The following is a 12,429-nucleotide window of genomic DNA, read 5'->3' on the forward strand; positions in this document are numbered from 1 at the left end:
TCCTGTGCTGCCTACAGGGGCTTTAGGCTTGATGACTTCTTCTTTGTAGCATATTTCACCCTGTACTTACTCTATTTTTACGCACCATAACGATTACTGTGCGCGTCTTTTCATCATGACCTAGATTGATGTGTTCTATTCCTTTTTTTTACTCTAGGCTTTATTATCTTTGTACTATTTTCTGATCATTACATAGTACATCTAATCCCAATATTGTTATGATTAACTACTCCATGCCCCTTCTTAAAAGACTTTCCTAATCTATAAAAATGGGTTCTAAGAAAAATGCTTTAACAAAAGAGAATAAAAAAACCAATAACTCGCAAGGGTAAAAGTTACAAATAAAAGTGTGATTGTGATAATTAAACGATTTATAAATTGTATCTGAAAAATAAAAAAAACGAAGCAAAAGTTTTGACTTAAGATTCAATATAATTTCTGCTATTCACAACTATGGAACAACGAAAAATTATTCTTTCCCAAACGGTCTATTGAGACATATTGGGGACTCCTACAGAAGTTGAATGTTCAAAACGATAGGTTCTCTCAGAAAAGTGCGTCCTACGTAAATGGTGGGCACCTTGTACAGCTTCTGTAAACCCTGTCATAATAAGTTTTAGTTTTTCTGGATAAGTTACACAATCTCCTGCAGCGTAAATACTAGAGTTAGAGGTTTGGCTGGTCGTGGGCTGGGTTATAATCATGCCTGCTTCCATTGCGATTCCCCAACTTTCAAAAGGGCTTTTCTGAACCTCAAGACCAAAACATGGAACTAAAATATCACAAGGAATCCATTGGCTGTTTCTAGTATCGTTCTGTAGACGAACTTTATCAAGGTAACCCTTCATTCCTTTTAATTCCATCACTTGATAAGGAGTAAAAAGCTTAATTTTTCCCGTGGTTAAATAGTTTTGGAGACGTATTAAAGAAGACTCTTGTGCACGAAAAGTATCCCGACGATGGACAAGAGATACGTGCGCTCCCTGTTCACATAAGAGTAAACTCCAATCTACTGCTGAGTCTCCTCCTCCCGCAATAACTACATGCTTTCCAAAAAATTTAGACGGGTCATCAATTCGGTACAGAACATTTTCAGGTTCAAATTCCTGAATTCCAGGAATGGAGGGGCGTTTGGGCGTAAACGCTCCTGGTCCAGTACACAAAAAAATTACCCTTCCGTTTAGTGTACCTTGAGGCGTATACATATGCCATCCGTGTACACTTTGTTCAAGACGTCCTGTGGGTGTGTTTAAAAAAATATCTGGCTTGAAAGGGGACATTTGTCGGGCTAAAGATTCCACAAGCTCTCCCGCCAAGATTGATGGGTACCCCGGAATATCATAAATGGGCTTTTTGGGGTATAATGCACTGCACTGTCCTCCAATATGATGAAGCGCATCCAGAACACACACTCGTAAACCTACCATTCCACAAGCAAAGACTGTAAACAATCCGACAGGGCCTGCGCCCACAATGATAACGTCGTAATTCAATTGGTGTTATTTAAAAATATATATTCTTTCTATAAGAATACCGATTTTCTTTTCTGAAAGCTATTGGGATAGTGCTATGTTTTATTTTTTTATGGTGTAAAATTTTTCCCTTGTTTTTTCTGGAAAATACCCGAAAATAATTTTAGGTAGTGTCGTCATGAAATATAATAGGGTGCAATGGCTACAAAAATTTTATTTTTTAGAAGTAATGTCATGATTCCATAAAAGACAGGACATATCCGATAAAACTTGGGGAATAGTAGAATCTCATTTTTCTGCAAGTCTAGAAAATTAAGACAGAAAAGCCAGCGATAATCGCCAATTTATAAACACGGTAAATTTTAAGAAACGGCCTCCCTTAGAAAGGTTCCCCCCTAATCATAGCGATTAAAAGAACATATAAAAGTATTTAGAAAAATCTTTTGGAAAAAATAATTATAGATCCAGATTATGCATCTCCTATGATCGATGAAAGGGCCCTTAAAGTACATTTTCATGGAAAAGAAGTAAAGCGCTCCTAACCACCCCAGGAAAGGGAGCTCAACAAAAAACTACATTTAGTCCTGGATGCCCAGGACATGTGGGTCATAGAAATTTATATCAACTACCATGGCTGATGGCAAAGCATAGAGCCAAAGTATTGAAGGAATAAATGCTCAAAATCTTCTTGCTGACAAACGATACGATACCAATGAAATAGATTGATGAATCAATGAACCAGAACGTTAATCTTGGTATAGTACAAAAGAAAAATAGAAAAGAACAGAAAGCGTAGTCCAAACACATTTCAAAATGCAGCTATCTTGTAGAAAATTCTTTTATGAATCTAAAACTATTGAGAGAGATAGTAACACGATAGACTAAAACACAGTATTTTTTTCTTGCTATTGTTCAAATGAGATATTTTTTTTATTTGATTAAGTATTTTCATGCCGACACGATCTAGGGCACAAAGAGCAGGCTCTAAAAATTCAGGATTTAAACAAGAAATTACTTCAAGAACGAGTCGATGTGACGCTACCCGGAGTTCCAGTGCAAAAGGGAGTGCTTCATCCCATCATGGAAGTACTCTGGGACGTAGTAAAAATTTTTCAACAGATGGGATTTGCTTGGGTAGAGGGGCCTGAGATTGAAAATACGTTTTACAACTTTGACGCCTTAAATGTGACTGAAGGGCATCCAGCACGTGGAGAACAGGATACGTTTTACCTTCCGCATGGAGTATTACGTACTCAAACAAGTCCTGTTCAAATTCGTACGATGAAAGAAACTACACCACCATTAAAAATTGTTTCTCCGGGGCGCGTATACCGTTCGGATTACGATCAAACACACAGCCCTATGTTTCATCAAATTGAAGGACTGGTTGTCTCTAAGGAAGCCAATATGGCGGATCTTAAGGGAGTATTACAAGGATTTTTAGAAATTTTTTTTTCAAAGTCAGTACATCTTCGATTTCGTCCAAGTTTTTTTCCTTTTACTGAACCCTCTTGTGAAGTCGATATTGGATATCGTAGGGAAGCAGGAAACATTATTTTAGAGGGCCATTCCCATTGGCTAGAAATTTTAGGCTGTGGTATGGTCCATCACCGAGTGTTGAGGCAGTGTGGTATTTCACCAGAAATCTACCAGGGGTACGCTTTTGGTGTAGGATTGGAACGGCTTGCAATGCTGCGTTATGGCGTTCAAGATTTACGAGAATTTTACAAAAATCATCAAACCTGGCTATCAAATTTAAGCCTTAAGCGTACACTCGATACCCTATCCTACGCCTCTCCTAAAAAATAGTTTTAGAGCTTCAATGCTCACTTCCAGACGTTGGAACTCTTTACCTGCGGAGAAACCCGATAAGGGCTGTGTTCTTAATGGTGCGCATAAAAACATAAGGTGTGGCTAGAGCGTGTCAACATTTACAATTAAGTTTTGTAAGATTAAGGTGTTTAGTGAAAAGAAGAGATAAGATTGCAAGAGATACGAGACGACCAATGGGAAGGAATAAAAGAAAGTTTTCCTAGAAAAGAAGGGGATTCAGGACGTACTGGTAACGATATGGATTGCCCGCAAAGATGCACTGTGGCGTGAATTGCCAGAATCTTACGGGAAATGGTCGAAGGTTCACAAAGGGTTGATAAGATGGTCCAAAGTCGTTGTGTGGCAAATGATTTTCAATACCCTTGCAGTAGATGCTGATATGGAATAGATCATGATTGACTCCACAATGATTCGCGCCCATCAACGCGCCGCGGGCGCCAGAAAAATAGACTCAATGGTACACAATAACAAGCCCTGGTGCGCTCAGAAGGCGGTTTTAGCACGCAGATCTACCCTGCCCATGGGGTGCTTTAGGCACCTCATCAGATTCATTCTATCGCCTGGTCAGTGCTCTGGCTATACAAAAGCCCTTGATTTAATCGAGAAATTTTAAAAAGCTATTGTATTCATCATCCCCCCACGATCTATGCGGAAAAACCCCAGAGAATTTTGCGCAGATCTTTATAAAGAACGCACTCTAGTCGAGCGAATGTTCAACACGTTCACCCATTTAAGGCACATTGCACCCAGATACGATACACTTTCGCACACTTTTCTTTTCTTCGTTCATTTTGCTTCATCACTCATAATTCTAAAGTAAACTTAAATGTCAACAATCCCTAAGGAAAAGTAGCCAAAAATATTATAGAGGAAGGCTTACTTTTAGGACACTTAAGCTTCAGTAAGCAAAAACGTATTGTTACTTTTTTACTTTCTTATTCCTACGAGTTTTAGCAATTTGTCTCTTTTTCTTTCAGGGGCTGCTGAGAATCTAGAATCTTCAGGGTTCAATAAATGGGGATTATTTTCTTTACTATTTAAGTTTTTTGACGCATTTTTTGATTGATTGTTGGAGTGAAAAAAATTTTTTACCTTTTGAAGCATGCTTTTTGACGTTTTATGTTCTGAAAGTATTGAATTTTTTTTTTCTTCCTGATCTTTTTCCTCTTTCATCTTCTCATTATCTGCAACTATTTTACAAAATTTACGACACCCTTGTTTCTGCTGAAACTTGTCACAAAATTCAGAAGAAAATTTAGTAAAGCATTGGGATAAAGGACCTAATTTAGGACATAAATTTGACAAGAGCTTTTGCATATAATCAAGATCTTTTTGCTGTAGATGATAAAAGTCAGGATTCCAATCGATTAAAGCTTTAAATTCTTTGTGTGCTTTTTCTATATTGAATGAATACCCTTCATTCTGCATAAAAAAGGAGAGGGTGAGAATAAAAAATTTTAATTGTCTTTTCATAATTTTTTGTCGAACTCATTTAGTCTAGCGATTATATCAAAAAAGAATTAAATAATAATTTTAACCTAAACTCCTAGAAAGGTACCCATTGAAAAATCATAACAAACATAAGCTACAAAGAAATACTTGGTGTTTTTTGATACCCATACCATAACACCCCTCAAAATTTTAGAATGAGGTAGAAGCGTCTTTTGTACGACATAAAGTTAAGTAATAATCAAAAGACGAGGGCTAACTAAAGGGTTGGGATACGCTAGGAAAAAAGCATCATTAAGCTCAAAGCACGTAGGAAGTAAAGGAACTATAAATCCAAATTCGCTAAAATTGTATGTTCAACATAAAGAATATAAAACATAAGCGGAGATTGCTAAACTATTTAACGCAAGGGGTGTCGCTGTCTATAAAGCGTTTAAAAAGTTAAGCTTTAGTAATAAAATCTTTTTCTTTGGAGAGGGTTGTGAAGAAGTATATATCAAAAAACCAATCAATGATATAAATATGCGTGGCTCCATGATCCATACTATAACTTTTGCACAAGCAAAAGTCACAATTGTCTTTAAAAATTTAGTTTATAACAGGTGGCGTTTTGTTGACCTACAATAATGTAAGGCTAGACAATTAACCTTTACAATTAACGATCACTGCCCAAGCGTAACTGCTGATAGCACAATTCAGTCGGACAGTTACACAATTATAGCCTGTTTTCCTTTACTTTTATTCTATTATACGCTTAGTAATTGTAATGACTCTTGAAAAATGGTTAATAGAGGTGCTCATGACTATATACTGGTCTTACGTTTCTGTGCAACGTAGAACCGTAAATAGACCACTTTTCCTCTCCTCAACAGGGAGTTGTATATCAGGGGAAAAAAGATGTCAAGGGGGTACTTTACTTTCTATTTCACAATGAATCAATTTAAAAATGAGGCTTCAAAGGAGTTTTAAAAATTTGGAATACTTCATTGTTCAAGCTCTACTGGTTTAATCTTCTTATGCTTAGATTAAAAAGAACGCTTTGAGTATTCTTGAGGGGGGGGTAATGAGGCTCTTGCTTTTCTGTGTTCTCGCTTTGTGGGTTAGGAGCCTGTATTTTTTATGTTATTCCATAACCCAGGTGCCTAAAGACTACATAATTTTTTATGAACAGTCTAAAGATGGATAACAATGGGTTGGGTCGTTTTGTATGACTAGAATGATTACCGGAACCCCAGAGAGCAAGCAATAAACCTATTTCATACCGGGAGTTGGTCGTCTATTGCTTCCTCTTTTCTTGCAGTCGTATCTTGGGCAAACGTCAGGACAGATCGAAGCTCAAATTGTACAATCTCATCGATCATCATCAGGGCAACTGTAGGGTCCAGGTTTCTTCAAGAAAATAGAGGGTACCTTAAAGGCGTTGTCGTTCATAATCTTAAATTCGCTTTCTGTCTTAAACTAACCTTTATATTCAAACATACTCTGCTCATTAGGTAAGGATTTTTCTACCTACTGAGTTCGTAGCTAAGAGAAACTGGCTCTTTTTATTTTTGGCTAAATTGATTTTTGCTACGTCTTTACTTATTTTCTATGATTTTATAGCCAAAAATACTGGGATGAGCGTCATTGTTTAGACAGCTTTTGCGCGTATTTTGAAAAAACTAGCTTAATGGTGGATGACAACGTACGATAAGGGAGTGTTGGAAACATGTTTTCTTCGCATCGCCCTGACATTAAAACATTTAATATCCCAGTGCTAAAATTTTTTTTGAGACAAACGCTTGGTTGCGTAATGGGCTTGTCTAATGTCTAGCATTCTTTTTGATAAGCCTTCTGGTAACAAACAACAGAAGCAGGCTGATGGATTTATTTATCGCGTAGGCTCAGTCACCCCTATTAGAGGCGCTCAGAAACCCGAGTAAGCCATAGCATGTCACGTGCTTTGTTTGTGTAAGCATTCATAAACAGCGCCGTCTTCAAGCCTTAAATAATGGAAAAAGCTTTTTTTTATGCCTTTACACACGATTACTATGAACTAGGAGAGTATGATTTATAATGTTCTCATCAGAGAAATTTCCACAATCCTTTTCCATCCATAGAGGAAATCTAGCTTCTCTAATTGTCGAACAATCTAAGATTGTTGGCTTTAAGTTAGGCCCGTAGTCTTTAGAGCGCATTTATAATAAAGCACTGAGCCGGATAAAGGCCCCCAAAGATCTGGTGATCCTTTGGAGACCTCTTTCTTGGTCTTATTTTTTGTTTAATCCGGTCTTTTCAGTTATAGGAACAAATTTGTGATTTTTTTATTATTCCATTTGCAAAGTCTTCTGTCCAATAGTATTTTCAAAAGGCTTTGCTTATCTTATGAAGAATCATGCATGCAAGATTACCGTGCTTAATCGATAAGGTTAATACCCCATGGAATAAAGTTCCTCTTGAATCATGTCCCTCACTGCTTGCCGAATAGGATTTGCAGGGACTGGCTGCTGCTGCAGTCGCTGCTGTTGCACATGTTGAATTCGTTGTTGCTGATTCATTCTGCCCCAATTTATTGGCCGATTTATTTGCTGAGCGCCCTGCTGAATCTGGTTCAGCATTAAGTTTGGAACCCGTGCATCAATCGCCTGACGAACTTTGTGCATAAGTTCGTCTTGAACATCGCCTGGCTGCTGAATGTGGTCCAGCATTAAGGCCGGAAACCTCTGCTCAATTACCTCCACAACTTGGTGCCTAAGTGCGTTTTGAACAGGGCCTCCTTGATTAATCCCCTGCAGAATTAAGCCAGGAACCTCGTTGTAAATCTTCCCCCTAAGTGCGTTTTGAACAGGGCCTGGCCGCTGAATCTCATCGAACATTAAGTTCGGAAGATGTTCCTGAACTTGCCCCCTAAGTGCGTTTTGAAAAGCGCCTCCTTGCTTAATCTCCTGCAGAATTAAGCCAGGAACCTCGTGGTAAATCTGCCCCCTAAGTGCGTTTTGAACACGGCCTGCCTGCTCAATCTGGTCCACCATTAAGTCCGGAACCTCGTGGTAAATCTGCCCCCTAAGTGCGTTTTGAACAGGGCCTGCCTGCTGAATCTCATCGAAAATCTGCCCCCTAAGTGCGTTTTGAACAGGGCCTGCCTGCTGAATCTCATCGAACATTAAGTTCGGAAGATATTGCTGAATTTGCTGAATCTGTTGCTGAATCTGTTGGTGCATTTGCTGAAGTTGCTGACCTAAAGCATTGAATATATTTTGAGGTTGTTGAGGGCGTTGAGGGTATTGAGGTTGTTGAGGGTATTGAGGTTGTTGAGGGTATTGAGGTTGTTGAAGTTGTTGAGGGTATTGAGGGTATTGAAGTTGTTGAGGGTATTGAGGGTATTGAGGGTATTGAGGTTGTTGAGGGTGTTGAAGGTATTGAGGTTGTTGAAGTTGTTGAGGTTGTTGAGGTTGTTGAGGTTGTTGAGGTTCTTGAGGTTGTTGAGGTTCTTGAGGTTGTTGAGGTTGATTTACTACTTGAGGAATAACACGTTTTGCTGAACAAACTACGGGAGTAATCATCATCAAAAAATGTATGTAACTTAATTTATTTTTTGTATTTGTTTTCATTTGGAAATATTAGTTAAAAAGGTTACATTAGTGATCTTATATGACACGACCTTCTTTGTCAAGCTTTTTTTTATCTTTATTTTTTTTTAATCAACTTACGCTAAAAAAAAATTAAAAATATAATCTTATCTTGGATCTTTCATAAAAAAAGTAAAAATATACAAATTAAAATAAAGAATTGTTAAGTTTAGAAATTCTTTCACCCAAACATAAATAAAAATATAAAAATGTATTTCCGTTATATATAAAAAATAAGTACTAATCTAAGCGTACGATTGTTTTACGATAAACTTATCACTCAAGTAACTGTTCGCTTTGAGACCTAATCTAAAACTTTGATGACCCGATGTTCTTCCAAAAATACCGTATTTTGTCATATTTTATCCCTTGAACATGATCTAAAATTGCGGGTTCTGACATAGATTCATCGAGTTCTGGCATTGATTCAATGATTCTTTATAATCCAGAGACACATGATGGAAAGCCAGTGACGTAATAATTCTGCGAGCTTGTTTATTTTTTTTTCAGTACAGTACTATAAAGTAATTAAGTAATTAAAAAAGTTTTTTAGATATAATTTTTATTTTTTTTTGACTATCTTTTTTAAGCCTGAATTTATAACGCCCAAAACTTCTTGCCTTGTACCTTAAACCCTCTAGGTAATGTCTATATTTCGAGCGAAAGAATTTTTAGAGCCTGTATTTATGGATGCGCGATCCGCCTTAACAAGCCCATAGAATGCGCGATCCTCACCCTATTTTCGACAGCTGCTACAGCCATTTCGTACACTTTAGACAATCTTGGATAATGCTTGAGCCAAGCCAAGGTTCGTTCAACGACCCATCTTTTGGCGAGCGCAGCCCATCTTGGGGTTCTGAAATTTCAATGGTCTTGTTAAGACTGTTTCTCAAAAACGCTCGCATGGTTTTTCCATACCCGGCATCGGCGCAAACGCTTTTGAGTGTCGGATACTTTGCATAGCCTCTTGAAAAACATTGCACCCCCTTACTGTATCACGTTGATTCGCGTCATGAACAGTAGCGTGCACCAGAGTGCCTTGTGTATCCACAACATTATGGCGTTTACGTCCCTTTTTTTTCCCCCGTCAATGCCGCGTTGTTCACAAGCCCGGGTATTTTTGACACTGTGTGAATCAATTTTGCAACAGCTCGGGTCTTTCTTTCAACAGCATTTATCCGACGCATCTTGACAAGTGTGCTCAGTACTTTTTCTCATATTCCTTTGATCCTGCATCTTTGATAAAACGATTGTACAGGCGAGTATGGCGGAAAATCTTTAGGAAGCATTCGCCATGGGAAGCTGCTCTTTATTATGTAAACTACTCCATTAGCTCTTTCTTCTCGTGTTTACTTTTATTACTATACTTGCCCCATTCAAAATAATTCTTAATGCGCTCTTATCCTGATCGGTTAAATCTCTTGGATTACTCATTCTTATTACCCCCTAGCTTTACTATACTCCCTTCGTTTATCCGTGAACACAAGTTCTTAGATACAGAAAAGAATTTTCCACAAAATGGCTATACAGGTTTTTCATACACGCTCTATTTTTTTTCTATTGTGCTTTCATGGAATAACAGAAGTAATATTGTGGTTTGTTGATTCATCAACAATTTTATGGATATCGCATTCTTTATCAGCAAAAAGATTTTGAGCCTCTATTCCTTCAATACCTTTGCTTTCTTGTTCACCATTAGCCACCGTATTTGATAAAATCATGACTCTGACCAGCTTACACTGGACATCTGCGTACAAATTTAGCCTCCTATTTAGTCCTTTTTTTAGGGCTCATATCTCGGATACCGCTTTTTGCTCTTGTCCCATAAAAATATACGTTAATGAGGCTTTCATCTACCATACCCTCCTTATAATCAGCGTCTACAAAAAATTTTCAAAAATACTTTTTTTTACGTATATTTTTTTTACATTTATCAGACAGTATCCAAGAACTGGGATAAGCTCCTGTTTATAATGGAAAATAAATAATATATGGAGACTTTTATAGAGTATTTCCCCAGTGCAAAGTGTTATGCAAAAAAGCAAAGTCTCCTTTTTGGGTAGTAACATCAATGTTCTGTATACCCTTTATAGATTAAAAGTTTCCGACTGTAGCGTATAAGCGTTAGTATCTCAAAAAGGCAGTTCCATGTACTAAAATGATAAGAATAGGCAATAAAATAATTAAAGACCATTTCATATAAGAAAAATAATTAGGCATAGAAATTCCCTGATTTTCTGCAATACTTTTGACCAATAAATTTGGTGCATTACCAATGTACGTCATTGCCCCCATCATTACTGTTGCACAAGAAATATGTTTCAGCGCCACAGACGAGATTTCTTTAAACCCCCCTGCGCTTTCTACAAATAATACATAAGTAGGAGCATTATCCAAAAAAGCAGAACATATTCCTGAAATCCAAAAAAGTAGTTTAGGACTCCCTTGAGTCTGAAGCCACGGATGCATCCCAGGCTCATGAAGCCATTGCACCACAGGAACGACACACATAAAAAGTCCTAAAAAAGTCCAGCTGAGCTCTTTGAGTACATGAGATGAAAAACGAGGTAATTCCTTTTTTTTACGAACAATTCCGTAGAGAATACCACTTAAGAGAATTGTTTTGTATATATCTCCACTGTAGAGGGGAAGCGTTTCTGTAAAACAGCTCCACATCTGAGTACTGTATTTCTGAATGAGTATAATGGTCATCATTAATAAACCAACCGCTGCAATATATCCCCGTCCAGTGACGGAAATGGAGAGAGGTATAAAATCAGTTTTGAAAGATTCTTTACGATACATGTGTGTATCCAACAAATAATATACTCCTAATAAGCATACTGAAACATACACGCCCGCTGGCGTTAAATGTTGAGTGGCCCAAAAAAAGGGAATTCCTTTTAAAAACCCCAAAAGTAACGGAGGATCCCCCAAAGAAGAAAACACACCGCCTACATTGGCTACACAAAAAATTAAAAAAACCATAGTATGTACTTTGTGTTTACGAAAGCAGTTTAGCTGAAGAAGCGTATGCACCCAAATAACACATGCTCCCGTTGTACCCAATAGCGCTGCAGTAAGCATGCCTAAAAAAAGACTAAACGTATTCCATTTAGGTAAAGGGGGCGCCGTTATACGAATTTGGATTCCACAGGAAAGCCCGTATAAACATCCAAGAAATAGAATAAAAGGAATGTATTCTGAGTATAAAGTGCAGAGAAAACGAGGCATAAGGGAGATATCCAAAAAACTCGCACACCCAAGCGTTAAGACAACCAAAGTGATAATATATTTTTGGTAGTGACGTGCCCATCTATGGGGAGCCCACTGAGGCAGCACCGCCATCATTATCAACAGTGTAACGAAAGGTAAACTTAGTCCCATCCAATACAAAAAATTTTTTATGATTGTTTTTCCAAAAAAACCATTAGAAAAAAGGATATAAAATTTTTTCCTTGCTGTAAATGCTTAAAAACTTTTCTTTTAATCTTTTTATTCTTATACAGAGCGTAAAGTATTCACAAAAATTAATAAAAGTATCCCAAAAATGGAACCGGTAAAGAGAAAGAATTGTTACTAAAGTCTGAAAAATCTAATTCTGGCGCTAAAATAACCTCTGAATGTCCTATATTCTTTACATCTCTCAAATGATGTATCAAAAATAAAATCGGAAATCAGATTTAAACAGCCAGCACGTTCCCAAAGTTTTCTTTTCCATGACCTAAATTATACTTTAAATGATATTTTGTGTTCTTTAATGGGTTAAAGACTTCGTTTTTTATCTTTCAACGATTCCCATTAATGCGAATAATAATATGCATATTATTTACATGGATATTATAATTGGTTAAAAAAAAATATTTAATATCTCTGTACCGGACAAAACTAATTGGTTAGTTAGTTTGCATTGACAGTAACGCGCTGAAATAAAAACAAAAAGTGTATAATCTCGATTATCGAAAAAGAGGTATACATCATGGTTTCAGTCAACGAGTTAAAGCGCATTTTAAAGCCATATTTCAAAATCGACAATAGGCGTCTTGATTGCTTAACCCAAATGTTAG

7 protein-coding genes and 3 pseudogenes are annotated in these 12,429 nt (G+C 37.2%); 2 read left to right on the forward strand and 8 right to left on the reverse strand.

The annotated features are described in order from the left end of the window. Window positions 1–488: 488 nt before the first annotated feature. Window positions 489–1,493: an NAD(P)/FAD-dependent oxidoreductase gene (locus HCUR_RS02295; protein WP_104206566.1), complete on the reverse strand. Its 1,005-nt coding sequence runs from the start codon at window positions 1,491–1,493 to the stop codon at window positions 489–491. Window positions 1,494–2,441: 948 nt separating this feature from the next. Here HCUR_RS02295 and HCUR_RS02300 point away from each other — a divergent pair. Then, window positions 2,442–3,281, forward strand: a pseudogene (locus HCUR_RS02300) (phenylalanine--tRNA ligase subunit alpha); the annotation flags it as partial. Window positions 3,282–3,449: 168 nt separating this feature from the next. Continuing rightward, a pseudogene (locus HCUR_RS10105) lies at window positions 3,450–4,125 on the forward strand (transposase). A 107-nt stretch (window positions 4,126–4,232) separates the two neighbouring features. On the opposite strand, the gene HCUR_RS09050 reads toward HCUR_RS10105, so the two are convergent. From HCUR_RS09050 to HCUR_RS02335, 7 genes and pseudogenes are all read right to left on the reverse strand, one after another. Then, window positions 4,233–4,478, reverse strand: coding sequence for a hypothetical protein (locus HCUR_RS09050; RefSeq protein WP_207760874.1), 246 nt, complete (start codon window positions 4,476–4,478; stop codon window positions 4,233–4,235). A gap of 2,684 nt (window positions 4,479–7,162) precedes the next feature. Further along, a complete protein-coding gene (locus tag HCUR_RS09055) occupies window positions 7,163–8,344 on the reverse strand; it encodes a hypothetical protein (protein ID WP_207760875.1) in 1,182 nt (393 codons plus the stop codon). Window positions 8,345–9,114: 770 nt separating this feature from the next. Continuing rightward, window positions 9,115–9,267: a hypothetical protein gene (locus tag HCUR_RS09515; protein WP_243397251.1), complete on the reverse strand. Its 153-nt coding sequence runs from the start codon at window positions 9,265–9,267 to the stop codon at window positions 9,115–9,117. Continuing rightward, a complete protein-coding gene (locus HCUR_RS09060) occupies window positions 9,252–9,413 on the reverse strand; it encodes a hypothetical protein (RefSeq protein WP_207760876.1) in 162 nt (53 codons plus the stop codon). The genes HCUR_RS09515 and HCUR_RS09060 overlap by 16 nt, the downstream gene beginning before the upstream one ends. A 163-nt stretch (window positions 9,414–9,576) precedes the next feature. Continuing rightward, window positions 9,577–9,684 (reverse strand): annotated as a pseudogene (locus HCUR_RS10380) (IS5/IS1182 family transposase); the annotation flags it as partial. A gap of 246 nt (window positions 9,685–9,930) precedes the next feature. After that, window positions 9,931–10,119 carry a hypothetical protein gene (locus HCUR_RS02330; protein ID WP_104206570.1) on the reverse strand — a complete coding sequence of 63 codons (189 nt, stop codon included), beginning with the start codon at window positions 10,117–10,119 and terminating at the stop codon, window positions 9,931–9,933. Between the two features lie 367 nt (window positions 10,120–10,486). After that, complete coding sequence (locus HCUR_RS02335; RefSeq protein ID WP_104206571.1) at window positions 10,487–11,749, reverse strand: sodium:proton antiporter; 1,263 nt, start codon at window positions 11,747–11,749, stop codon at window positions 10,487–10,489. Between the last annotated feature and the right edge of the window lie 680 nt (window positions 11,750–12,429).

Source organism: Holospora curviuscula (assembly GCF_002930195.1).
GTDB classification, from domain to species: domain Bacteria; phylum Pseudomonadota; class Alphaproteobacteria; order Holosporales; family Holosporaceae; genus Holospora; species Holospora curviuscula.

What these genes read in the sequence shown, in the direction of transcription:
- HCUR_RS09515 (WP_243397251.1), bottom strand. Translation starts at nt 9,267, where the DNA reads ATGCGAGCGTTTTTGAGAAACAGTCTTAACAAGACCATTGAAATTTCA.
- HCUR_RS02335 (WP_104206571.1), bottom strand. Translation starts at nt 11,749, where the DNA reads ATGGGACTAAGTTTACCTTTCGTTACACTGTTGATAATGATGGCGGTG.
- HCUR_RS09050 (WP_207760874.1), bottom strand. Translation starts at nt 4,478, where the DNA reads ATGAAAGAGGAAAAAGATCAGGAAGAAAAAAAAAATTCAATACTTTCA.
- HCUR_RS09055 (WP_207760875.1), bottom strand. Translation starts at nt 8,344, where the DNA reads ATGAAAACAAATACAAAAAATAAATTAAGTTACATACATTTTTTGATG.